20 protein-coding genes and 1 pseudogene are annotated in these 23,099 nt (G+C 74.0%); 19 read left to right on the forward strand and 2 right to left on the reverse strand.

The window, feature by feature from the left end; genetic code table 11:
• Positions 1 to 8 precede the first annotated feature (8 nt).
• The 8 genes from Sru02f_RS11640 (at position 9) to Sru02f_RS11675 (ending at position 8,580) form a co-directional block, all read left to right on the forward strand.
• Positions 9 to 1,115, forward strand: a complete 1,107-nt coding sequence (locus Sru02f_RS11640) for a quinone-dependent dihydroorotate dehydrogenase (protein WP_109033975.1) — start codon at positions 9 to 11, stop codon at positions 1,113 to 1,115.
• Positions 1,112 to 1,957 carry an orotidine-5'-phosphate decarboxylase gene (gene pyrF, locus Sru02f_RS11645; protein ID WP_167469728.1) on the forward strand — a complete coding sequence of 282 codons (846 nt, stop codon included), beginning with the start codon at positions 1,112 to 1,114 and terminating at the stop codon, positions 1,955 to 1,957. Before Sru02f_RS11640 ends, pyrF begins: the two co-directional genes overlap by 4 nt.
• 223 nt (positions 1,958 to 2,180) lie before the next feature.
• Positions 2,181 to 2,504 carry an integration host factor gene (locus Sru02f_RS11650; protein WP_003977346.1) on the forward strand — a complete coding sequence of 108 codons (324 nt, stop codon included), beginning with the start codon at positions 2,181 to 2,183 and terminating at the stop codon, positions 2,502 to 2,504.
• Between the two features lie 37 nt (positions 2,505 to 2,541).
• Complete coding sequence (gmk, locus tag Sru02f_RS11655; RefSeq protein WP_003977347.1) at positions 2,542 to 3,135, forward strand: guanylate kinase; 594 nt, start codon at positions 2,542 to 2,544, stop codon at positions 3,133 to 3,135.
• 62 nt (positions 3,136 to 3,197) lie between these two features.
• A complete protein-coding gene (gene rpoZ / locus Sru02f_RS11660) occupies positions 3,198 to 3,470 on the forward strand; it encodes a DNA-directed RNA polymerase subunit omega (RefSeq protein WP_003977348.1) in 273 nt (90 codons plus the stop codon).
• Between the two features lie 184 nt (positions 3,471 to 3,654).
• Positions 3,655 to 4,857, forward strand: coding sequence for a bifunctional phosphopantothenoylcysteine decarboxylase/phosphopantothenate--cysteine ligase CoaBC (gene coaBC, locus Sru02f_RS11665; protein WP_164275181.1), 1,203 nt, complete (start codon positions 3,655 to 3,657; stop codon positions 4,855 to 4,857).
• 239 nt (positions 4,858 to 5,096) lie between these two features.
• A complete protein-coding gene (metK, locus tag Sru02f_RS11670; protein WP_087810371.1) occupies positions 5,097 to 6,305 on the forward strand; it encodes a methionine adenosyltransferase in 1,209 nt (402 codons plus the stop codon).
• Between the two features lie 124 nt (positions 6,306 to 6,429).
• Positions 6,430 to 8,580, forward strand: coding sequence for a primosomal protein N' (locus Sru02f_RS11675; protein ID WP_109033979.1), 2,151 nt, complete (start codon positions 6,430 to 6,432; stop codon positions 8,578 to 8,580).
• A gap of 129 nt (positions 8,581 to 8,709) precedes the next feature.
• On the opposite strand, the gene Sru02f_RS11680 is transcribed toward Sru02f_RS11675, so the two are convergent.
• Positions 8,710 to 9,261, reverse strand: coding sequence for a hypothetical protein (locus Sru02f_RS11680; protein WP_109033981.1), 552 nt, complete (start codon positions 9,259 to 9,261; stop codon positions 8,710 to 8,712).
• Between the two features lie 349 nt (positions 9,262 to 9,610).
• Here Sru02f_RS11680 and fmt point away from each other — a divergent pair, with 349 nt between their 5' ends.
• The gene (fmt, locus tag Sru02f_RS11685) at positions 9,611 to 10,543 is read left to right on the forward strand and encodes a methionyl-tRNA formyltransferase (RefSeq protein ID WP_109033983.1); all 933 of its coding nucleotides are present in this window, start codon (positions 9,611 to 9,613) and stop codon (positions 10,541 to 10,543) included.
• Positions 10,544 to 10,631: 88 nt separating this feature from the next.
• A complete protein-coding gene (locus tag Sru02f_RS11690; RefSeq protein WP_109033985.1) occupies positions 10,632 to 12,059 on the forward strand; it encodes an RsmB/NOP family class I SAM-dependent RNA methyltransferase in 1,428 nt (475 codons plus the stop codon).
• Positions 12,060 to 12,081: 22 nt separating this feature from the next.
• Here Sru02f_RS11690 and Sru02f_RS11695 read toward each other — a convergent pair whose 3' ends face one another.
• Positions 12,082 to 12,378 (reverse strand): trypco2 family protein, encoded by a 297-nt coding sequence (locus tag Sru02f_RS11695; RefSeq protein ID WP_174855174.1) that lies wholly within the window; start codon positions 12,376 to 12,378, stop codon positions 12,082 to 12,084.
• Positions 12,379 to 12,453: 75 nt separating this feature from the next.
• On the opposite strand from Sru02f_RS11695, the gene Sru02f_RS11700 reads away from it, so the two are divergent.
• The 9 genes and pseudogenes from Sru02f_RS11700 (at position 12,454) to Sru02f_RS11740 (ending at position 23,037) form a co-directional block, all read left to right on the forward strand.
• Positions 12,454 to 14,592 carry a trypsin-like serine protease gene (locus Sru02f_RS11700; protein WP_109033989.1) on the forward strand — a complete coding sequence of 713 codons (2,139 nt, stop codon included), beginning with the start codon at positions 12,454 to 12,456 and terminating at the stop codon, positions 14,590 to 14,592.
• Between the two features lie 261 nt (positions 14,593 to 14,853).
• Positions 14,854 to 14,982, forward strand: a pseudogene (locus tag Sru02f_RS11705) (hypothetical protein); the annotation flags it as partial.
• A gap of 93 nt (positions 14,983 to 15,075) precedes the next feature.
• A complete protein-coding gene (locus Sru02f_RS11710; protein ID WP_373103443.1) occupies positions 15,076 to 17,004 on the forward strand; it encodes a tetratricopeptide repeat protein in 1,929 nt (642 codons plus the stop codon).
• 58 nt (positions 17,005 to 17,062) lie between these two features.
• Complete coding sequence (locus tag Sru02f_RS11715; RefSeq protein WP_109033991.1) at positions 17,063 to 18,532, forward strand: VWA domain-containing protein; 1,470 nt, start codon at positions 17,063 to 17,065, stop codon at positions 18,530 to 18,532.
• Complete coding sequence (locus Sru02f_RS11720) at positions 18,529 to 19,467, forward strand: hypothetical protein (RefSeq protein WP_109033993.1); 939 nt, start codon at positions 18,529 to 18,531, stop codon at positions 19,465 to 19,467. The genes Sru02f_RS11715 and Sru02f_RS11720 overlap by 4 nt, the downstream gene beginning before the upstream one ends.
• Complete coding sequence (locus Sru02f_RS11725) at positions 19,464 to 20,669, forward strand: ABC transporter substrate-binding protein (protein ID WP_109033996.1); 1,206 nt, start codon at positions 19,464 to 19,466, stop codon at positions 20,667 to 20,669. The genes Sru02f_RS11720 and Sru02f_RS11725 overlap by 4 nt, the downstream gene beginning before the upstream one ends.
• Before the next feature lie 166 nt (positions 20,670 to 20,835).
• Entirely contained in the window at positions 20,836 to 21,522 is a 687-nt protein-coding gene (rpe, locus tag Sru02f_RS11730) for a ribulose-phosphate 3-epimerase (RefSeq protein ID WP_109033998.1), read from the forward strand.
• A gap of 77 nt (positions 21,523 to 21,599) precedes the next feature.
• Positions 21,600 to 22,643 (forward strand): sugar-binding transcriptional regulator, encoded by a 1,044-nt coding sequence (locus Sru02f_RS11735; RefSeq protein WP_087810377.1) that lies wholly within the window; start codon positions 21,600 to 21,602, stop codon positions 22,641 to 22,643.
• Between the two features lie 40 nt (positions 22,644 to 22,683).
• Positions 22,684 to 23,037 (forward strand): barstar family protein, encoded by a 354-nt coding sequence (locus tag Sru02f_RS11740; RefSeq protein WP_109034001.1) that lies wholly within the window; start codon positions 22,684 to 22,686, stop codon positions 23,035 to 23,037.
• Positions 23,038 to 23,099: the final 62 nt, after the last annotated feature.

The raw sequence follows: 23,099 nt of genomic DNA on the forward strand, positions 1-23,099 counted from the left end.
GAGGACACATGTACAAGATCTTCTTCAAGCTCGTCTTCTCCCGCATGGACCCGGAGCGGGCCCACCACCTCGCCTTCCGCTGGATCCGCCTGGCCGTCCGCGTCCCCGTCCTGCGCACCTTCGTCGCCGCCGCGCTCGCGCCCCGGTACAAGGAGCTGCGCACCGAGGCCTTCGGCCTGCGCATGCACGGCCCGTTCGGGCTCGCCGCCGGGTTCGACAAGAACGCGGTCGCCATCGACGGCATGGCGATGCTCGGCTTCGACCACGTCGAGATCGGCACCGTGACGGGGGAGCCGCAGCCCGGCAACCCCAAGAAGCGGCTGTTCCGCCTGGTGGCCGACCGCGCGCTGATCAACCGCATGGGCTTCAACAACGACGGCTCCCTGACCGTCGCGGCCCGCCTGGCCTCCCGTACGCCGGTCTTCCGGACCGTCGTCGGCGTCAACATCGGCAAGACGAAGGTCGTCCCCGAGGAGGAGGCCGTCGGCGACTACGTGAAGTCCGCCGAGCGGCTGGCCCCGCACGCCGACTACCTGGTCGTCAACGTCTCCTCCCCCAACACGCCCGGCCTGCGCAACCTCCAGGCCACCGAGGCGCTGCGCCCGCTGCTGAGCGCGGTCCGCGAGGCCGCCGACCGCGCGGTGACCGCCCGGCGCGTCCCCCTGCTGGTCAAGATCGCGCCGGACCTCGCCGACGAGGACGTGGACGCGGTCGCCGACCTGGCCGTGGAGCTGGGCCTGGACGGCATCATCGCCACCAACACCACCATCGCGCGCGAGGGACTCGGCCTGACCTCCTCGCCCGCCCTCGTCGGGGAGACCGGCGGTCTGTCCGGGGCCCCGCTCAAGGCACGCTCCCTGGAGGTGCTGCGCCGCCTCTACGCGCGCGTGGGCGACCGGATCACCCTGGTCGGCGTCGGCGGCGTCGAGACGGCCGAGGACGCCTGGGAGCGCATCCTGGCCGGTGCCACCCTGGTCCAGGGGTACAGCGCGTTCATCTACGAGGGTCCCTTCTGGGGCCGCGCCATCCACAAGGGACTCGCCGCCCGCCTGCGGCAGAGCCCGTACGCCACCCTCGCCGACGCTGTCGGCGCCGACGTAAGGAAGCACTCATGACGGTGATGGAGCCCTTCGGTGCCCGGCTGCGCCGCGCGATGGACGAGCGCGGCCCCCTGTGCGTCGGCATCGACCCGCACGCCTCCCTGCTCGCCGAGTGGGGCCTGAACGACGACGTGGCCGGCCTCGAGCGCTTCAGCCGCACCGTCGTGGAGGCGATGGCCGACCGGGTCGCCGTCCTCAAACCGCAGAGCGCCTTCTTCGAGCGGTTCGGCTCGCGCGGCGTCGCCGTCCTGGAGACGTCGGTCCAGGAGGCGCGGGCGGCCGGCGCGCTGGTCGTCATGGACGCCAAGCGCGGCGACATCGGCTCGACCATGGCCGCGTACGCCGAGTCGTTCCTGCACAAGGACGCGCCGCTGTTCTCGGACGCGCTGACCGTCTCCCCGTACCTCGGCTACGGCTCCCTCAAGCCGGCCGTCGACCTGGCGCGCGAGAGCGGCGCGGGCCTGTTCGTGCTGGCGCTGACCTCCAACCCGGAGGGCGGCGAGGTCCAGCACGCCGTGCGGGGCGACGGACGCAGCGTCGGTGCGACGATGCTGGCGCACCTGGCCGCCGAGAACGCGGGGGAGGAGCCGCTGGGCTCCTTCGGCGCGGTGGTCGGTGCCACCCTCGGCGACCTGTCCTCGTACGACCTGGGCATCAACGGTCCGCTGCTGGCGCCGGGCATCGGCGCGCAGGGGGCCACGCCCGCGGACCTGCCGGGCGTGTTCGGCGCGGCGCTGCGCAACGTGGTGCCGAACGTCAGCCGGGGTGTCCTTCGTCACGGTCCCGACGTGGCCGCGTTGCGGACGGCTGCCGACCGCTTCGCGGTGGAGATCCGGACCGCGGTCACGGCGTCCTGACCCTGGATACATCCTCAAATCAGAGGGAGTATGTCCTAAATGTCCGTCCTGGCGGAGGCTGACCAGGACTTTTCCGCTGTTCTCGCTGACTCTGGCGGACTTGACCGCTAGTCTCCGTCGAGAGTCACCGGGCGAGCGTGTTGCTCGTGGCTCACCAGGTGAGGGGCGACTAGGTTCCTCACCGGTCCGTATCCGACAGTTCGACATCCGAGGTGACGTAGGCGTGGCTCTTCCGCCCCTTACCCCTGAACAGCGCGCAGCCGCGCTCGAAAAGGCCGCCGCGGCTCGCCGGGAGCGGGCCGAGGTCAAGAATCGACTCAAGCACTCCGGCGCCTCCCTCCACGAGGTCATCAAGCAGGGTCAGGAGAACGACGTCATCGGCAAGATGAAGGTCTCCGCCCTCCTCGAGTCCCTGCCGGGCGTGGGCAAAGTCCGCGCCAAGCAGATCATGGAGCGACTGGGCATCTCCGAGAGCCGCCGCGTGCGCGGGCTCGGGTCCAACCAGATCGCGTCCCTGGAGCGCGAGTTCGGCAGCACCGGCAGCTGAGTCCGGACCACTCCGGGATTGCTGGAATAATCGCTGCATGGCTGCAACACCCCGGGGGACGTCCCCCGTACCCCCGGACGCACGTCCGCGGCTGACCGTGCTCTCCGGCCCTTCGGGGGTCGGCAAGAGCACGGTCGTCGCCCATATGCGCAAGGAACACCCCGAGGTATGGCTGTCGGTCTCGGCGACGACCCGCAGGCCCCGCCCGGGCGAGCAGCACGGTGTCCACTACTTCTTCGTCAGCGACGAGGAGATGGACAAGCTGATCGCCAACGGCGAGCTGCTGGAGTGGGCCGAGTTCGCCGGCAACCGCTACGGCACGCCGCGCACGGCCGTACTTGAGCGCCTGGAGGCCGGTGAGCCGGTCCTCCTGGAGATCGACCTCCAGGGAGCGCGGCAGGTCCGCGAGTCCATGCCCGAGGCCCGGCTGGTGTTCCTGGCCCCGCCCTCCTGGGACGAGCTGGTGCGCAGGCTCACCGGCCGGGGCACCGAACCGCCCGAGGTGATCGAGCGCCGTCTCGCCGCCGCCAAGGTCGAGCTGGCCGCCGAGCCGGAGTTCGACCAGACCCTGGTGAACACCTCCGTCGAGGACGTGGCGCGCGAGCTGCTAGCCTTGACGAACGTCGTGTGATCGTCACAGGTCACCCTGCGGTCATCCCGACAGAATCTTTCCCATCCATCGGAAGGTAGAGCGTGTCCTCTTCCATCTCCGCGCCCGAGGGCATCATCAACCCGCCGATCGACGAGCTCCTCGAGGCCACGGACTCGAAGTACAGCCTCGTGATCTACGCGGCCAAGCGGGCCCGCCAGATCAACGCGTACTACTCGCAGCTCGGCGAGGGCCTCCTTGAGTACGTCGGTCCGCTCGTCGACACCCACGTGCACGAGAAGCCGCTCTCGATCGCCCTGCGCGAGATCAACGCGGGGCTGCTGACCTCCGAGGCCATCGAGGGCCCGGCGCAGTAGTACCAGCAGCATCGGCGGTCAGCAGCATCGGCGGTAATATCTTCAGCCTTACGCTGACTTATCCACAGGCCCGGCAGTCCGACTGTCGGGCCTGTGGTGTGTGATGGGTCGTACACGCAGTCCGAACGGCGCACAGTCCGAACGGGGCGTGGTCCGAGCGCGTTATCCGAGCCGGGGAGAGACGGTGGACAAGCCCAAGGTCGTTCTGGGGGTCAGCGGCGGCATCGCCGCGTACAAGGCCTGTGAGCTGCTGCGCAGACTCACCGAGTCCGGGCACGAGGTCCGGGTCGTCCCCACCGCCTCCGCGCTGCACTTCGTCGGCGCCGCCACCTGGTCCGCCCTGTCCGGCCACCCCGTGTCGACCGAGGTCTGGGACGACGTCCACGAGGTCCCGCACGTGCGCATCGGCCAGCACGCCGACCTGGTCGTCGTCGCCCCGGCCACCGCCGACATGCTCGCCAAGGCCGCCCACGGCCTGGCCGACGACCTGCTCACCAACACCCTGCTCACCGCCCGCTGTCCGGTCGTCTTCGCGCCCGCCATGCACACCGAGATGTGGGAGCACCCGGCCACCCAGGAGAACGTGGCGACGCTGCGCCGCCGCGGCGCCGTAGTGATCGAGCCCGCCGTCGGCCGTCTCACCGGCGTCGACACCGGCAAGGGCCGGCTCCCCGACCCGGGCGAGATCTTCGAGGTCTGCCGCCGGGTGCTCGCCCGCGGTGTGCGCGAGCCCGACCTCGCGGGCCGGCACGTCGTGGTCAGCGCGGGCGGCACCCGGGAGCCCCTCGACCCGGTCCGCTTCCTCGGCAACCGCTCCTCCGGCAAGCAGGGCTACGCCCTCGCCCGCACCGCGGCCGCCCGCGGTGCCCGCGTCACGCTCGTCGCGGCGAACGCCTCGATGCCCGACCCGGCCGGCGTCGACGTGGTGCCCGTCGGCACGGCGGTGGAGCTGCGCGAGGCGATGCTGCGCGCAGCGGCCGACGCCGACGCCGTCGTCATGGCCGCGGCGGTGGCGGACTTCCGGCCCGCGACCTACGCCACCGGGAAGATCAAGAAGAAGGACGACCAGGAACCGGCGCCGATCACCCTGGTGCGTAATCCGGACATCCTCGCGGAGATCTCCACCGCCCGGGCCCGCTCCGGACAGGTGGTCGTCGGCTTCGCCGCCGAGACCGACGACGTCCTGGCCAACGGCCGGGCCAAGCTGAAACGCAAGGGCTGCGACCTCCTCGTGGTGAACGAGGTGGGGGAGCGCAAGACCTTCGGCTCCGAGGAGAACGAGGCGGTGGTCCTGGGCGCCGACGGCAGCGAGACACCGGTCGCCCACGGCCCCAAGGAGGCCCTGGCCGACACGGTCTGGGACCTCGTCGCCCGGCGGCTGGAATGAATGACCCATTTGCTCGAAGGAGCAGTGAAGACGACGCATTCGAGCGTGGCGCCCCTGGCCAAGGACGCTTCCTTCTGGGCAGAATGCCCGTGCCGCAGGTCACAGCCCTCCCGAGAGCTGAGACAGGTGGGCCCGCGGCAGAGTGCGACCGATAAACTGTTCTCGGACGTCGCCGGGTGCAGCTCCCCGTGCCGTCCACCAATGATCAGCCAGCAGCCGCTGCAACCCCAGGGAGCGTTGTGTCCCGTCGCCTGTTCACCTCGGAGTCCGTGACCGAAGGTCACCCCGACAAGATCGCTGACCAGATCAGCGACACGATTCTCGACGCGCTTCTGCGCGAGGACCCGACCTCCCGGGTCGCCGTCGAAACCCTGATCACCACCGGTCTGGTGCACGTGGCCGGCGAGGTCACCACCAAGGCCTACGCGGACATCGCCAACCTGGTCCGCGGCAAGATCCTGGAGATCGGCTACGACTCCTCCAAGAAGGGCTTCGACGGGGCCTCCTGCGGCGTCTCGGTCTCCATCGGCGCGCAGTCCCCGGACATCGCCCAGGGTGTCGACACGGCGTACGAGAACCGCGTCGAGGGCGACGAGGACGAGCTGGACCGGCAGGGCGCCGGCGACCAGGGCCTCATGTTCGGCTACGCGTCCGACGAGACGCCGACGCTGATGCCGCTGCCGGTCTTCCTGGCGCACCGCCTGTCCAAGCGCCTGTCCGAGGTCCGCAAGAACGGCACCATCCCGTACCTGCGTCCGGACGGCAAGACCCAGGTCACCATCGAGTACGACGGCGACAAGGCCGTCCGTCTGGACACGGTCGTCGTCTCCTCCCAGCACGCGAGCGACATCGACCTGGAGTCGCTGCTGGCCCCGGACATCAAGGAGTTCGTCGTCGAGCCGGAGCTGAAGGCGCTCCTCGAGGACGGCATCAAGATCGACACGGAGAACTACCGCCTCCTGGTCAACCCGACCGGCCGCTTCGAGATCGGCGGCCCGATGGGCGACGCCGGTCTGACCGGCCGCAAGATCATCATCGACACCTACGGCGGCATGGCCCGGCACGGCGGCGGCGCCTTCTCCGGCAAGGACCCGTCGAAGGTCGACCGCTCCGCGGCGTACGCGATGCGCTGGGTCGCCAAGAACGTCGTGGCCGCGGGTCTCGCCGCGCGCTGCGAGGTCCAGGTCGCCTACGCCATCGGCAAGGCCGAGCCCGTGGGGCTGTTCGTGGAGACCTTCGGCACCGCCAAGGTCGACACCGAGAAGATCGAGAAGGCGATCGACGAGGTCTTCGACCTGCGCCCGGCCGCCATCATCCGCGATCTCGACCTGCTCCGCCCGATCTACGCCCAGACCGCGGCGTACGGTCACTTCGGCCGTGAGCTGCCCGACTTCACCTGGGAGCGCACCGACCGCGTGGACGCGCTGCGCGAGGCCGCGGGCCTGTAGGGATCCGGGGCGCAGCGCGCCCCACGGCACGTGGCGAGGCCCGGTGCTCCCCGAGGGGGCGCCGGGCCTCGCCACATGTTCCGACCCCGGCGGTGTTGTCAGTGGCCTTTGCGAGAATGCAGGCGTGAGCAGCGAGAACGGACCGGAGCAGGGCGGCGCGCAGGACGCGCCGCCCGAGCAGCTCGCGCTCATCCGGGAGACGGTGCGCAGCGCGGCGGCCCCGAGGGCCAAGCCGCGCACCTGGCGCGGGGCCGCGCTCGCCAAGGAGCTGCCGGTCGCCAGGGTCCTCGTCGACAAGGGCGTGCTGCACCTCGACCGGTACTTCGACTACGCCGTACCCGAGGAGCTGGACGCCGAGGCCCAGCCGGGTGTCCGGGTGCGGGTGCGGTTCGGCGCCGGACGGCACCGGGTGCGGGACGGGCGGCGCGAGGGCGGCGGGCTCATCGACGGCTACCTGGTCGAGCGGCTGGCGGAGTCCGACTACGCGGGGCCGCTGGCCGCGCTGGCCCAGGTCGTCTCGCCCGAGCGGATCCTCGACGAAGAGCTGCTCGGCCTGGTCCGGGCGGTCGCGGACCGGTACGCGGGCAGCGTCGCCGACGTCCTCCAGCTCGCCGTACCACCGCGCAACGCGCGCGCCGAGAAGCGGGCCTCGCCGCAGCCACTGCCCGCACCGCCGGCCCCCGGGCCGGGGTCCTGGGCGCGGTACGAGCAGGGGGCCGCGTTCGTGGCCGCCCTGGCGTCCGGCGGCGCGCCCCGGGCGGTGTGGAACGCGCTGCCCGGCCCGCAGTGGACGGACGAGCTGGCGCGGGCCGTGGCGGCGACGCTGGCCTCCGGCCGGGGCGCCCTGGTGGTCCTGCCGGACGGGCGGGCGGTCGCCCGCGCCGACGCCGCGCTCACCGCACTCCTGGGCGAGGGACGGCACGCGGTGCTCACCGCCGACGCCGGTCCCGAGAAGCGGTACGCGCAGTGGCTCGCGGTGCGCCGGGGGGCCGTACGGGCCGTGATCGGGACCAGGGCCGCCATGTTCGCGCCGGTTCGGGACCTCGGCCTGGTCGCCCTGTGGGACGACGGCGACGACAGCCACAGCGAGCCGCACGCCCCGCAGCCGCACGCGCGCGAGGTGCTGCTGCTGCGCGCCGCCCAGGACCGGTGCGCCTTCCTGCTGGGCGGCTGGAGCTGCACCGTGGAGGCGGCCCAGCTCGTGGAGACCGGCTGGGCCCGGCCGGTGATCGCCGCGCGGGAGCAGGTACGGGCCGCCGTGCCGCTGGTGCGGACCGTGGGGGACCAGGACCTGGCCCGGGACGAGGCCGCCCGCGCCGCGCGGCTGCCCACCCTCGCCTGGCAGGCCGTCCGGGACGGGCTGCGGCACGGACCGGTACTCGTGCAGGTGCCCAGGCGCGGTTACGTACCCCGGATGGCCTGCGCGGCGTGCCGGACGCCCGCGCGGTGCCGGCACTGTTCGGGCCCCCTGGAGGGGCAGGAGTCCGGATCCGCCCTGCGCTGCGGCTGGTGCGGGCGCGAGGAGAACGCCTGGCACTGCCCGGAGTGCGGGGCGTTCCGGCTGCGGGCGCAGATCGTGGGCGCCCGGCGGACCGCGGAGGAGCTGGGGCGGGCCTTCCCCGCCGTGCCCGTGCGCACGTCAGGGCGGGAGCACGTGCTGGACACCGTGTCCGAGGCCCCGGCGCTGGTGGTGAGCACCCCGGGGGCCGAACCCGTCGCGGAGGGCGGCTACGCGGCGGCGCTGCTGCTCGACGGCTGGGCGATGCTCGGCCGCCCCGATCTGCGCGCCGGAGAGGACGCGCTGAGGCGCTGGCTGGCAGCCGCCGTCCTGGTGCGCCCGCAGAGCGCCGGGGGCACCGTCGTCGCGGTCGCCGAGCCGACGCTGCGGCCGGTGCAGGCGCTGGTGCGCTGGGACCCGGTCGGACACGCGCTGCGAGAGCTGGCGGAACGGGCCGAGCTGGGCTTTCCGCCGGTGTCGCGGATGGCGGCCGTGGTGGGGCCGCCGGAGGCCGTGACCGGCTTCCTCGACGCGGTCGAACTGCCCCGGGAGGCGGAGGTGCTCGGCCCGGTGCCCCTGCCGGTCACGCCGGCGGGGCGGCCGCGGCGGGTGGGGGCGCCCCCGCCCGGGGAACACTGGGAGCGTGCGCTGGTCCGGGTCCCGCCGGGGCGCGGGGCGGCGTTGGCCGGTGCGCTGAAGGCGGCTCAGGCGGCACGGACGGCCCGGGGGAGCGACACGGCGGTGTGGGTGCGGATCGACCCGCCCGACATCGGGTGAGGCGCGGGGTCGGGTGGGGCACGGACATGCCGTGGCCCCGCCGTCCCCGGGGAGCCGGGAGGGCGGGGCCGGTGTGACGTCTCGAACGGCCGGCACGGGTGGTCGGCACGGGTGGTCGGCCGGTGCGGATCAGCCGTTGCGAGGGCCGGGGAAGGCGGTCGGGCGGACCTCGTCGCGCAGGGACGGGCTGCCGGACGTCGGCTGGGTCGGCATGGAGCGGGCCGCCGGGACCGTGGGCACCGGGGGGAGGCCGGAGCCCACGTTGACCGGCCGCGTACCCGTCGGCTCCTCGGTGTGCTCGGCCGCCTCTGGGGCGGACACCGTCTGGGCGGCGGCGCGGCGGGAACCGTAGCGCCGGTGCACCGCCTGCTTGGTGACGCCGAGGGCGGAGCCCACCGCGTCCCACGAGAAGCCGAGCGAGCGGTCGAAGTCGACGGCCGCCGTGACCAGGGTCTCGACGCTGTCCCGCAGCTCCTGGGCGAGGCGGACGGTCGGGGCGGGGGCACGTCCGTAGACGACGAAGCCCGTGGAGGGGCCGGAGCGGCGCGGGCGGTAGACGTTGCCCAGCTGGGCGGTGAGGGTGCGCAGTGCGTCCACCTGCCGGCGGACCCGCTCGATGTCCCGCACCAGCAAGTGCAGGCTGGCCCGAGCCTGGGCGTCGTGGGTTGCGTGGTCGGCCATGAACAAGCCTCTCGAACCGGCGTTGAAAGGAATCGGGCCGCGCGGGCGGCCCGGTGTGTCAACTCTTTCTTGACCAACGTGCGGGTGCGGAGTTGGTCACGGGGCGGGGGCGTGGGGGTTTGTTCGTGCGCCCCCACGGCTTCGGCCTCACGGCCTCGTCCTCACGGCCTTCGCCCTCACGGCCTTCGGCCTCGGGGGGTCTGCCGCCCGCGCACCACCGTTCCCAGTCGGTCGAGTGGCTGAGCTGTCCCGTGGTGGGTGCTGGGCGGTCGGCGGCTTTCCCTGGTTGACGGCTCGTAGACTGGTGCGTCGCCCGCCAACGTTCCCGCCCGAGAGGCCCGTCCCACCCATGAAGCTCGTCTTCGCCGGTACCCCCGAGGTCGCCGTTCCCGCCCTGGACGCCCTGATCGCCTCCGGGCGGCACGAGGTGGCCGCCGTCGTCACGCGGCCCGACGCTCCGGCCGGGCGGGGGCGCCGACTCGTCGCCTCTCCCGTGGCCGAGCGGGCGGAGGAGGCGGGCATCGAGGTGCTCAAGCCGGCGAAGCCGCGCGACCCCGACTTCCTGGAGCGGCTGCGCGAGATCGCGCCCGACTGCTGCCCCGTCGTCGCCTACGGCGCCCTGCTGCCCCGCGTCGCCCTTGACGTGCCCGCCCGCGGCTGGGTCAACCTGCACTTCTCGCTGCTGCCCGCCTGGCGCGGCGCCGCCCCCGTGCAGCACGCGCTGATGGCGGGCGACGAGATCACCGGCGCGTCCACCTTCCTGATCGAGGAGGGCCTGGACTCCGGCCCCGTCTACGGGACGGTCACCGAGACCGTCCGCCCCACCGACACCAGCGGCGACCTGCTGACCCGGCTTGCCTTCGCCGGTGCCGGCCTGCTCGCGGCCACCATGGACGGCATCGAGGACGGCAGCCTGGAGGCCGTGCCGCAGCCCGGCGAGGGCGTCACCCTGGCCCCGAAGATCACCGTCGAGGACGCGCGGGTCGACTGGACCGCCCCGGCGCTGCGCGTGGACCGGGTGGTGCGGGGCTGCACCCCGGCCCCCGGCGCCTGGACCACCTTCCGGGGCGAGCGGCTCAAGCTCGTGCAGGCCGTTCCGCTGCCCGACCGGCGCGACCTCGCCCCGGGACAGCTCGCCGCCGGGAAGAACAACGTGTACGTCGGCACCGGCTCGCACGCCGTCGAGCTGCTGTGGGTGCAGGCGCAGGGCAAGAAGCCGATGCGGGCCGCGGACTGGGCGCGCGGGGCGCGGATCACCGAGGGCGAGCGGGTCGGGGACTGACCCGCGCCGCAGCGTCTCCGCATCACCGTTCACCTGCCCGGCGTACGCTGGTGAGCGCACTTCACCCCACACCCGGAGCACCTTTTTCGTGAGCGAGCAGCCTCGTCGTCCCCGCAAGCCCGGCAAGCCGTACCGCAGGCCCCAGAAGGACCCCGTCCGCATGCTCGCCTTCGAGGCGCTCAGGGCCGTGGACGAGCGGGACGCGTACGCCAACCTCGTCCTGCCGCCCCTGCTGCGCAAGGCACGGGAGAAGGAGGGCCCCGAGAAGTTCGACGCCCGGGACGCGGCCCTCGCGACCGAGCTGGTGTACGGGACGCTGCGCCGGCAGGGGACGTACGACGCGATCATCGCGGACTGCGTGGACCGGCCGCTGCGCGAGGTCGACCCGCCGGTGCTCGACGTCCTCAGCCTGGGCGTGCACCAGCTGCTCGGGACGCGCATCCCGAGCCACGCCGCCGTCTCCGCCTCCGTGGAGCTGGCCCGGGTCGTGCTCGGGGACGGACGGGCCAAGTTCGTCAACGCGGTGCTGCGCAAGGTCGCGCGGGACGACCTGGACGGCTGGCTGGAGCGGGTCGCCCCGCCCTACGACGAGGACCCCGAGGACCACCTGGCCGTCGTGCACTCGCACCCGCGCTGGGTCGTCTCCGCGCTCTGGGACTCGCTGGGCGGCGGCCGCACCGGCATCGAGGAACTGCTGGCCGCCGACAACGAACGCCCCGAGGTCACCCTGGTCGCGCGGCCGGGCCGGGCCACCCCCGAGGAACTGCTCGGCGAGGAGGCCGCCGTACCGGGTCGCTGGTCGCCGTACGCCGTGCGGCTGAGCGAGGGCGGCGAACCCGGGGCCGTCGAGGCCGTGCGGGAGGGCCGCGCCGGGGTGCAGGACGAGGGCAGCCAGCTGGTCGCCCTGGCCCTCGCCAACGCGCCCCTGGACGGACCGGATCGGCGCTGGCTGGACGGGTGCGCGGGCCCGGGCGGCAAGGCCGCGCTGCTCGGCGCCCTGGCCGCCGAGCGGGGTGCCTTCCTGCTGGCCTCGGAGAAGCAGCCGCACCGCGCCGGGCTCGTGGCCAGGGCCCTGGACGGCAATCCCGGCCCCTACCAGGTGATCGCCGCCGACGGCACCCGCCCGGCCTGGCGGCCCGGGAGCTTCGACCGCGTCCTGGTCGACGTGCCGTGCACGGGCCTGGGCGCCCTGAGACGCCGGCCCGAGGCGCGCTGGCGGCGTCGCCCCGAGGACCTGGACGGCTTCGCCCCGCTCCAGCGCGGGCTGCTCCGCAATGCCCTGGAGGCCGTGCGGGTCGGGGGCGTCGTCGCCTACGCGACCTGCTCGCCGCACCTCGCCGAGACCCGCGCCGTCGTCACGGACGTCCTGAAGCAGCACCCCGGCACCGAGCTGCTCGACGCCCGGCCGCTGCTGCCCGGTGTCCCCGGCCTCGGCGAGGGACCCGACGTCCAGCTGTGGCCGCATGTGCACGGCACGGACGCCATGTACCTGGCGCTGCTGCGCCGGACCTCGTGAACAACGCTGCGGGTCAGTACACCTAGCGTCTGCTCACCTTCACCCGCTCCCCGCCCGTCAGCTCCGGTTTCAGGTCCACCTGGACCTGATGGGTGGTCTGGTGGTCGACGGAGCCGCCCAGTTCGGCCGTCACCACGCCGATGCGGACGCCGCCCCGGCCGCTGCCCGCGCGGTGCACCTGCACGGTGAAGGTCAGGCTCACGTTCTCCACGGCGAAACCGAGGTCCCGGCCCTCCGCGTCGGCGCGGGCCTCCTCCAGTTCGCCCCGGATCCGGCCGATCACCTCGGCCAGTCCCACGAAACCCGGTTCGTTCGTCAATTCGCCTCCGTACAAAGCCCGTTCACTCTTGTCGCAGCAGTATGCGACAGGAGCAGACGCCCGTATAGTTCGCATATGGCTGCTGGCGGGGGAGGCCCGGCCGTCTCGCCGATGGCGACGCCGAGCTGGGCGGTGCGGATCCGGGGAGCGGACGGGGAGATCGCGGGAGCCGGCATTCTGCTGACTCCGCAATGGGTGCTCACCTGTGCCCACGTGGTGGACCGGACGGCGGACGTGATGACCGCGGAGTTCGTCGGCGCGGCCGGCCACGGTGTGCCCGCGGTCCCCGCCAGGCTGGAGCGGGACGCCTACGTGCCGGAGACGCTGGACGCCGACGGCGACCCCAGCGGCGACGTGGCGCTGCTGCGGCTGGAGCGGCCCCGCCCCGTCGGGGAAACGGTTCGGCTGCACCGGCTGTCCGCACCCAACCGTGAGGTGCGGATGTACGGCTTCCCGTACGAGCACAACGGCGGCATCTGGTTCCGCGCCACCGCCGTCGGGGTCTGCGGACGCGACGGGCAGGTGCAGCTGATCCCGGCCAGCCCCGGTGAGTTGGCCAGCCCGGGGTGCAGTGGTGCGGGCGTCGCCGACAGCGACACCGGCGAGGTCATCGGCATGGTGCTCAGCGGCCAGGAGGACCGGCACGGCAACCGGTTCTCCTTCATGAGTCCCGTCGAGACCATCGTGCGCCACCTGCCCCGGCTCGACCTCGTCACCACGGGTCCCAGCGCCGTCGACCCCCAACTGCGGTCCACCGCCGACGACATACTGCCGGAGCTGCTCGACCGGCCGTTCGCCCAGTGCCTCGCCGCCTGGCTGCGCGACGACGGCAGCCAGGTGAAGATCAGCGTCGTCCGGCACGGCGACGCGGCGCGCGAGGCCACCCTGCGCCGCGCCATCACCCTCGCCGACCGGGAGTTGCGCACACCGGTCTCCGTCGACCGGGCCTCCCTCGACCCGCCGGGCACCGTCCCGTCGGCCGGCGGTCACGACCTCGCCGTCTACGCGGAGGGGCGGACCTCGGCCGGTATCGCCGAGCGGATCGCCGAACGCCTGGGGCTGCCGCACCCGGAGGAAGCCCCGCTGGATCGCATCCGCGCCGCGAGGGCCGTCCTCAACCTGGTCGTCGTCGGAGTCGACGAGGCGGTCGATCCGCTCGGCGTGCTCGACCTGCTGGACGTGCTGCGTGCCGACGGCAGCCGTCTGCTGCTCGTCCTGCGCACGGCCGGGGACTGCCACCGCCGTGCCCGCGAGCGACTGCTCACCGGGCCCGAGCGGGCGCGGCGCGCCCGGCTCGTCGAGCGGCTGAAGGAGATCACCGGTCCGCTCGCCGAGGACCTGCGCGAACGCCTCGCCGCCGTGGCGCCCCAGGGCATGCGCCCCCTCGACTCCGACCTGGTGGCCGCACACGCCGCCCTCGCCGACCTGCTCCGCGCGGCGGGCGCCGCGGACCAGGACGGGGAAGGTCACGGGGAAGCGGCCCCTGGGCCCGGCCCGGACCTCGCGCGGTACGAGCGGCTGGCCGACCGGGTCGGGGGCCGGCTGACGGCGGGTGTCGCGGCACTCGACCGGCTCCGCGACCGGCGCGACGAACTCGCCGGGCGCCTGCGGAGCTACCAGGTCATGCACCAGCACTCCCTGCGGGGCGAGGAGGACCCGGCGGTGGACGGCCTCTACCTCCGGGCCCACACGCTGCTCCGGGCAAGGCCCTGCGACGTGCGCGCGGCGGAAGCGGCGGTGGACGCCTACACCCGGCGCGTCGACGGCCACACCGGAGCCACCGGACCGGCCGCCCGGGACGGGTACGGCGCCCGGGACGGGTATGGCGCCCGGGACGGTCACGGGGACGGGGACGGGTACGGGGACGGCCGCGGAGTCCGGGACGAGCACGGCGGAGAGGACGGCCGCGGAGCCGGAGACGGGCACGGCGCCCGGGACGTCCACGGTGCCCAGGACAGGCACGGCCGAGGAGACGACGGCCGCGAAGCCCGGAACGGGTACGGCGCCCAGGACGGTCACGAGGACGGATACGGGTCCGGGGCCGCCTACGGCCCCCGGGACGGGTACGCCGCCCGGGACGGCGACGGCCCCCGGGACGGGTACGCCGCCCGGGACGGCGACGGCCCCCGGGACGGCTACGGCGCCAGGGACGGCGACGGCGCCCGGGACGGCTACGGCGCCCGGGACGGGTACGGCGGAGGGGATGCGTCATGACACCGAGAAGGTCCCGGCACGACCCACGGCCGTACGGGGAGCCCCCGGCATGAGCGGGAGAGCCTGCGCCAGAGCCGACTGCCTGGGCGGCCACATCATGGTCACCGGGTTCTGCGACACCTGCTTCCGCCGGCCTCCCGCACCCGAGCCAGCCGCCACGCCGCCCGACACCGGCCCGGCCGGACCCGACGCCCCGGCCCGGCCCGCGCAGGGCCCGGGGCCCCGGCCGCCGGAGAGCTGGACCGCGACGGGCTGCTGGTCCTGCCCCACCTCCCCTCCCCGGAGCCCTCCGAGGCCGCCGACACCGTCGCCCGGCCCCCCACCGGCGGCCGGCGCTGCGGCGTCGACAACTGCGCCGGCACCATCGGTGTCTCCTACGACGGCGGCCCCGCGCCCGACCACGGGTTCTGCCCCGAGTGCGGGACGGAGTACTCGTTCCGGCCGAAGCTGCGCCCCGGAGACCGGGTCGCCGGGCACTACGCGGTGCTCGGCTACCTCGCCGTCGGCGGCCACGGCTGGGTCTACCTCGCCGAGGACACCCGGGTGCCCGGCCTGCACGTCGTCCTCAAGGGTCTGATCAACACCGGCGACGCCGTGGCCCGCCGGGCGGCCGTCGAGGAGCGCCGCTCGCTCACCACGCTGCACCACCGCGACATCGTCCGCATCGTCACCCACGTCCAGCACCAGGTGCCCGGCGACGCCGAACCGACCGGCTACATCGTGATGGAGTACGTCGGCGGCCGGTCCCTGTCCTGGATCCGCTTCGCCCCCGAGGAGGAGCTGGCGCGGCTGTTCGGCACCGGCGGCTTCGAGTTCGGGCACGTCATCACCTACGGCTGCAAGATCCTCGGCGCCCTGGAGTACCTGCACGACCGGGGGCTGCTCTACTGCGACATGAAGCCCGAGAACGTCATCCACTACGGCCGGGAGATCAAGGTCATCGACCTGGGCGCCATCCGCCGGATCGACGACCGCTCCTCCGGGCTCGTCCACACCCACGGATACGCCCCGCCGAAGAGCGAACGCGACCGGCGCGGACTCGACGTCGACAGCGACCTGTACACCGTCGGCCGGACCCTCAAGGTGCTCGCCGAACGCGCCGCCCGGCCCGCCGGACTGGCCGCCCGCTCCTTCGAGGCGCTGATCCGCCGCGCCACCCACCCCGAGCCCGCCGCCCGGTTCCGTTCCGCGGCCGAGATGTCCCGCCAGCTGTGGGAGGTGCTGCGCGAGGACCAGGCCCTCGGCGGGCGCGACCCGTATCCCGAGCGCTCCACCCGCTTCGAGCCCACCGCGGCGGTCTTCGGCGCCGCCCTCGGCACCGTCCCGGCACTCCAGTGGTGGACGCGACGCCCCGGAACCGGGACACCCGAGCTGCCGGCCGGGGCTCCCGAACCCCGGGCGGCGGCCCGGGCCCTGCCGGTCCCGCTCCCCGACGCCTCGGACCCGGCGGCCGTACTGCTCGGCGGGCTCGCCGCGGACACCCCCGACCGCATCGCCGAACGGTCGGAGGGCGATCCGGCGCTGCGGACCGTGGAGACGGCGCTGTGGCTGTGCCGCGCCTACCTGGAGGCCGGGGACGCCGCGCGGGCCGAGGAGTGGGTGGCCCGCGCCAAGGGGTGGAGCGGCGACTACGACTGGCGGATCTTCTGGCACCGGGGACTGATCCACCTCACGCGCGGCGCGGTGGACAAGGCGGAGGACGAGTTCGCCGCCACCTACGCGGCCCTGCCCGGCGAGGCGGCGCCCAAGCTGGCGCTCGGCTTCTGCGCCGAGTACCTCGCGGAGCGGCCCCGCGAGTCCGCCGAGGAGGGAGGCGGACCGGCCGACGCACAGGCGGCCGCACGGACGCGGGTCCGTCGGGCGCAGGCCGAGGAGTTCTACGAGGCCGTCCTGCGCCGCGACCCCACCCAGGGCAGCGCCGCCTTCGGACTGGCCCGGGTCCGGCTGCGCCGAGCCGGACGCCGCCCGGCCGTCGACGTCCTGGACGGCGTGCCGACCACCTCCCGGCACTACGACGCCGCCCGCGTCGCGGCGGTGCGGATCCTGACCGGCAGGCTGCCGGACCGGCCCGCCCCGCTCGCCGCCGAACTGCGCGAGGCCGCCGAACGGCTGGCGGGGCTGCACCTGGACGGCAGCGGGTCCTGGGACCGGCTGGTGACCGAACTGCGCGAGCACGCGCTCGCCTGCCGCCCGCCCGGCGGCTGGGGCAGCGGCTTCCCCGCCGGCGAGCTGTGCGGCCCGCAGGACACCGAGGAGGCGCTGCGCCGGCTGCTGTCCGCGTCGCTCAGGCGCCTCGCCGACCAGGCGGGCGGCGTCGACGAGCGCGGCGACCTGCTGGACACCGCGTACGCGGTGCTCCCGGCACCGGCCGGGCTGCGCGAGCTGGTGCGGGGGTGGCGGCGTACGGCGTGAGCACATGAGCACGTGACGGTGCGAGGCAGCGACGACGTGGGCGAGGGGGCACGGAGACGTGGAGACAGGAACGCCCCGGACGGGCGAGGCGGCCGGACAGGTGGCCGCCGGACTGGAGATCAGCCAGTGGAAGTACCTGCCCGGCGAGGCGGGCGACGCGCAGATGCACGCCATCCTCAGCGTGCGCGTGGACGGCACCGGGGGCGACGGGCACCCGGGCGGCCCGGTACTCGCGCAGGTGCTGGTCATGGACTGCTCCAGCTCGATGACCTGGCCGGTGGAGAAGCTGCACGCGGCACAGCGGGCGGCCGTCGCGGCGATCCGCAAGCTCCCCGACGGCACCCCGTTCGCGGTGGTCCGGGGCAACGAACAGGCGACCGTGGTGTACCCGGACACCCCGCGCATGGCCCGCGCCTCCGCCCGCACCCGGTCGCGGGCGGAGCGCGCCGTGCGCGAGACGGTCGCGGGCGGCGGCACCTGCATCGGCGCCTGGCTGGACCTGAGCCGCCGGCTGCTGACGGAGCAGGACGCCCCCATCGGGCACGTCCTGCTGCTCACCGACGGCAAGAACCAGCACGACGAGCAGATGCCGCTCGCCCGGGTGCTGGAGGAGTGCGCGGGCCGGTTCGTCTGCGACGCCTGGGGTATCGGCGACGGCTGGGACGGCCGGGAACTGCTGCGGATCACCAGCCGACTGCACGGCAGTGCCTCGTCCGTGCGCGAGGAGGAGGCGCTGCCCGGTGAGTACGAGGCGCTGATGAACCGCCTGCTCACCAAGACCGTCCCCGAACTGGTCGTCTCCGTGACCACCATGCCCGGGTGCACCGTGCGCTACCTCAAACAGGTCTTCCCCACCGAGGTGGAGCTGACCGCCGAGGACGGCACCGGCCGGTTCGTCACCCGGGCCTGGGGCGACGAGACGCGCCGCTACCAGCTGTGCCTGGCCGCCGACCCGACCGGCCGCCCGCGGGGGGAGGACCTCCAGCTCGCCGTGGTCGCCGTCGACGTGCCCGGCGGCCGCGAGGTCCGGCTGCCGCCGCCGCGGCCCTGCCTGGTGCACTGGACCGACGATCCGGCCCTGTCCCGGCACACCGACGCCCAGGTCGAGCACTTCGAGCAGCACCAGCGGCTCGGCGAGGCCGTCGCCGCCGCCACCGACGCCCACCGCCGGGGACAGCGGGACCTGGCCGAACAGCAGCTCGGCCGGGCCGTGCGGCTCGCCCACGCCATGGGCGCCGACGAGCAGCTGACCCGGCTGGCCCGGCTGGTGCGGATCGAGGACGCGCCGTCCGGCCGGGTCGCCCTGCGCCCCGAGGTCACGGCCGTCGACTTCCAGCACCTGATCACCGCGAGCAGCCACAGCACCTACGGCCCGGCGTCCGGCACCGGCGTCGGGACCGGCTCCGGTGCGGCAGGCGGCGCGCCGGGCCGCGGGGCCACCGTGACCTGCCCGGCCTGCTCGCGGAAGGCGCCGGCGGCCGCCCGGTTCTGCCCGGCCTGCGGCCACCGCTTCGGGGCGCGGCCGTGAGCACCACCGGCCGGGACCTCGTCCGCAGACTCAGGCTGCTGCTCGTGCTGGCGACCGCGACCACCCTCGCGCTGTTCTTCGCCTACCGCGGCGTGCACGACGACACCGTTCCGCTGTCCACCGCGAGCACGCCCGGCATCCGGGCCGTCGACACCGCGAAGAGCGCGCTGCGCCAGGCGAACGCCGTGGTCCGTGAGACCGGCGCGGAGGGGGACACCAGCGGCGAGTTCCTCACCCAGGTCTCGGTCGCCCAGCAGAGCCTCGCCCTGGCCGCCTCGGAGAACGTCACCGGCCTGGCGGGCCGCCACGACGTCCAGACCGTCACCGGGCTGATCGCCGTCTACTCGGGCTGGGTGGAGCGCCGGGGCCGCGAACCGGACGGCTCACCGCTGCGCGCGGCCTTCCTCCACTACGCCGAGAAGGTCCTCGGTCTCGAGGCCGAGGCCGGAACCGAGGGCGACATCATGAGCCGCCTGGACGACCTGCGCGGCGAACAGCTGGCCGAGGCCCGGCGGCAGGCCGCCTTCCCCTGGCAGCTGTGGCTCGGCTGGTGCACGGTCGCGGTGCTGTACGCGGCCCTGTGCGGGGCGCTGCTGGAGAGCCAGCGGTACCTGCGGCGCCGCTTCCGGCGGCCCGTGCAACTGCGGTTGCTGGCCGCCACCGCGGTGTGCGCCGTCGGCGTGCCCGTACTGGCCTGGCAGACCGTCTCGGCACACCGCGCGATGACCGACTCCGTCTTCGAGGTACGGGTGCCGCCGGCCGCCCCGGAGGCCATTCCCGAGGTGGCCGACGAGGTGCAGGGCGCGCTCGCGAACGCCGGGTTCTGGGCCTCGCTGTCCGACTGGATACTGCTGGGAGGGGCCGTGGTGGTGGCGCTGACGCTGTGGGGGCTGTGGCCGCGGATCGCCGAGTACCGGTTCCGGGGGCGGCGATGAGCCGCCCGGGCGCCCGCACCCTGGGCATCCTCTGCGTCTGTCTGGTCCTGCTGGGCGCCGGGGTGTACGCCGGGGTGCGCTGGGCGCGCGACTGGCAGGGCTCGGTCACCCTGCTCGCCAACTGGAGCGGCACGGAGCGCGAGCAGTTCGAGGAGCACGTCATCGAGCCGTTCGAGGAGAAGTACCGGATCGACGTCGTCTACCAGGGCAGCTCCGCGCTCAGCCAGGTGCTGGCCGCCGACATGGCGGCCGGCAACCCGCCCGACGTGGCGGTGCTGCCCGGCCCCGGCGAACTGCTCGCCTACGCCGTCGACGGCCGGCTCCACCCGCTGGACGGCCTCTTCGACGCCGGGGACTACGACCGGTTCTGGGCTCCCGAGGTCACCGTGCCGGGGCAGGGCGCCCACACGTACTGGCTGCCCGTGAAGACCGGCCTCAAGAGCATGGTGTGGTACGCCGGACCGGCACCGACGGCCGGGACGGCCGGCCCTCCCGCACGGTGGTGCGCCGGCCTGGAGTCCGGCGCGACGTCCGGCTGGCCGGGCACGGACTGGGTGGAGGACATCCTGCTCCAGCAGGCCGGTCCACGGGTGTACGAGGAGTGGGCCAACGGCAGGCTGCCGTGGACCGACGACGCCGTGCGCAGGGCCTGGACGACCTGGGCCGACCTGGTGGGCGCGGGCGACCGAGCCCGCGTCGAGCAGGTGCTGACCACCGCCTTCGACGCCGACTGCGCGCCGGGCAGCCTGGAACACCAGGGTTCCTTCCGCGCCGGGCACTGGCGGCAGGAGGGCGGCGACCACGTCCACTCCTCCGAGGTCGTGCCCGGCGCCGGAGCGGACGCCGGCGCCTGGGAGGTCTCCGGTGACCTCGCGGCCGTACTGAACCCGACCCCGGAGGCCGAGCGGCTGATCCGCTACCTCGCCGAGCCGGACACCGCGCTGCCGGAGTACACGGCGAACAGGTCGGCCGCGGCCGACGACGACCAGGACGCCACCGAGCGGGAGATCGGGGCCATCCTGCGCGAACCCGGCCGAACCCGCTGCTGGGACGCCTCCGACGCGATGCCCCGCACCACCCGCGACGCCTTCCACCAGGCAGTACTCCGCACCTTCGCCGACCCGACTGCCCTGGACACCCGCCTCGAGGAACTGGACCGTCTGCGCACACCCCAGAACCTCCCGGTCTGCGGCACGGGCTGAACGCCTCGGAAGGGACCGCGCCCCGAAGGGGCGCGGGGCTGTGACACTGTGCGGCTCCGCCGCGGGGGCGCGAGCAACCACCACCGGGCCCGCGGCCGACGACGAACCCCCGCCCACCCCGGACCCATCCCGGCTCACCCCCGGAGGGCATGGCAGGCTTGGCCCCATGGCCGCGCAGATCAACCCCAGCATCCTGTCCGCCGACTTCGCCCGCCTCGCGGACGAGGCCAAGGCGGTCGAGGGAGCCGACTGGCTCCACGTCGACGTCATGGACAACCACTTCGTCCCGAACCTCACGCTCGGCGTGCCGGTGGTCGAGTCCCTGGCCCGCGCGACCGACACCCCGCTCGACTGCCACCTGATGATCGAGGCCCCCGACCGCTGGGCGCCGCAGTACGTGGAGGCGGGCGCCGGTTCCGTCACCTTCCACGCCGAGGCGGCCGCCGCGCCGGTGCGGCTGGCCCGGGAGATCCGGGCCAAGGGCGCCCGCGCCTCCATGGCGCTCAAGCCCGCGACGCCGATCGAGCCGTACGAGGACCTGCTGCCCGAACTCGACATGCTGCTGATCATGACGGTTGAACCCGGCTTCGGCGGGCAGGCGTTCCTCGACATCATGCTTCCCAAGATCCGCCGCACCCGTGAGCTGATCAAGAAGCACGGTCTGGAGCTGTGGCTCCAGGTCGACGGCGGTGTCTCGGCGGCCACGATCGAGCGGTGCGCCGACGCGGGCGCCGACGTCTTCGTCGCGGGGTCCGCGGTGTACGGGGCGTCCGACCCGGCCGAGGCGGTACGTGCACTGCGCACGCAGGCCGACGCGGCGACGGTCAAGGCATCCTGGTCCTGCGACCACTGAGGAACAGAAAGTGAACGGCTCCCACCAGGGCTGATCAAGTGCGCCGAATCTGCAAGGATGAACGGCGTATCCAGAGTGTGAACAGCAGTGAGGAGATCGCCGTGTCGGGTATGTCGGCGGGCCGTTCAGCCATGCGGATGGGACCCGCTGAGCTGGTCCAGGCGGCGGCCATGGCCCGCCGCTTCTACCTCGAGGGCAAGTCCAAGATCCAGATCGCGGAGGAGTTCGGCGTCAGCCGCTTCAAGGTGGCCAGGGTTCTCGAGACCGCCCTCGAGCGGGACCTTGTACGCATCGAGATCCGGGTGCCGGCCGAGCTGGACGCCGAGCGCTCGGACGCGCTGCGCGCCCGTTACGGGCTGCGGCACGCCGTCGTGGTGGAGTCCCCGGCCGACGCCGAGGAGACACCCGACCCGGAGAACCTGGGGGAGGTGGCCGCCGACCTGCTCGGCGAGCTGGTCAACGAGGGCGACGTGCTGGGCCTGGCCTGGGGCCGGTCCACCATCCACATGGCGGCGGCGCTCGACCGGCTGCCGCCGTGCACCGTGGTGCAGCTGACGGGCGTGTACGACGCCGGGACCGCCGAGCGCGGCTCGGTGGAGGCCGTGCGCCGCGCCGCCCAGGTGTCGGGCGGCGACGCGCACCCCATCTACGCGCCGATGCTGCTGCCCGACGCGGCCACCGCGCAGGCGCTGCGGCACCAGACCGGGATCGCCCGGGCCTTCGAGTACTTCGACAAGGTCACGGTCGCCTGCGTCTCCATCGGCTCCTGGGAGCCCGGCATCTCGACCGTGCACGACATGCTCAGCGACGAGGAGCGCGCGCACTACGCGTCGCTCGGGGTCGCCGCCGAGATGTCCGCGCACCTCTTCGACGCCGAAGGGCGCCGGGTCGGGCGGGACCTGGGGGAGCGGTGCATCACCGTCAAGGCCGACCAGCTCCGGCGTATCCCCGAGGTCGTCGCGATCGCGGGCGGGCAGCGCAAGGCGGCGGCCATCGACGCGGTGCTGCGCTCCGGTCTCGTCACCAGCCTGGTCACGGACACGTCGGCCGCGGACTACCTGATGACGGCCGGCTCGGCACCGAAGTCGACGCTCAACCGGACCGACCCCGACGGAATCTGACGGCCGGTCGGTACGGAAGAGCAGAGGGAGGGCGCGCGACATGACCGAGGACTCCGCGGGACGGCTCGTGGTCACGCTGGACCTCGGCGGGGTCACGGACAGGGCGGGCCTGATGGACCGCTGCGCCCGTGACCTGGCGCTGCCCGACCGGTTCGGCCGGAACTGGGACTCCCTCGCCGACTCCCTCGCCGACCCCTCCGTGTGGCCCGAGGGCGCCGCCGACCGGGGCCTGGTCCTCGTCGTGGAGGGCTGGCGGGCGTACGCCGAGGCGCGGCCGGACGAGTGGGCCGTCGCCGAGGAGGTCTTCGCCGAGGCCACCGACCGCGGCCCGGGGCTGTTCGTCACCCTCGGCCCTGGAGGATCCTCCAGGGAGGCCGCTGACCAGCCTGGATGATCTGCCCGGGGATTATCGGCCACCCGTCATGGGACAATGAAGTACGTGCTCTTTCCCCCTGG

It is taken from the genome of Streptomyces rubrogriseus, assembly GCF_027947575.1.
Classification (GTDB): Bacteria; Actinomycetota; Actinomycetes; order Streptomycetales; family Streptomycetaceae; genus Streptomyces; species Streptomyces rubrogriseus.

Coding starts and splice junctions, on each gene's coding strand:
- Sru02f_RS11640 (WP_109033975.1), top strand. CDS start 9: ATGTACAAGATCTTCTTCAAGCTCGTCTTCTCCCGCATGGACCCGGAG.
- pyrF (WP_167469728.1), top strand. CDS start 1,112: ATGACGGTGATGGAGCCCTTCGGTGCCCGGCTGCGCCGCGCGATGGAC.
- gmk (WP_003977347.1), top strand. CDS start 2,542: ATGGCTGCAACACCCCGGGGGACGTCCCCCGTACCCCCGGACGCACGT.
- Sru02f_RS11680 (WP_109033981.1), bottom strand. CDS start 9,261: ATGGCCGACCACGCAACCCACGACGCCCAGGCTCGGGCCAGCCTGCAC.
- fmt (WP_109033983.1), top strand. CDS start 9,611: ATGAAGCTCGTCTTCGCCGGTACCCCCGAGGTCGCCGTTCCCGCCCTG.
- Sru02f_RS11700 (WP_109033989.1), top strand. CDS start 12,454: ATGGCTGCTGGCGGGGGAGGCCCGGCCGTCTCGCCGATGGCGACGCCG.
- Sru02f_RS11725 (WP_109033996.1), top strand. CDS start 19,464: ATGAGCCGCCCGGGCGCCCGCACCCTGGGCATCCTCTGCGTCTGTCTG.
- rpe (WP_109033998.1), top strand. CDS start 20,836: ATGGCCGCGCAGATCAACCCCAGCATCCTGTCCGCCGACTTCGCCCGC.
- Sru02f_RS11740 (WP_109034001.1), top strand. CDS start 22,684: ATGACCGAGGACTCCGCGGGACGGCTCGTGGTCACGCTGGACCTCGGC.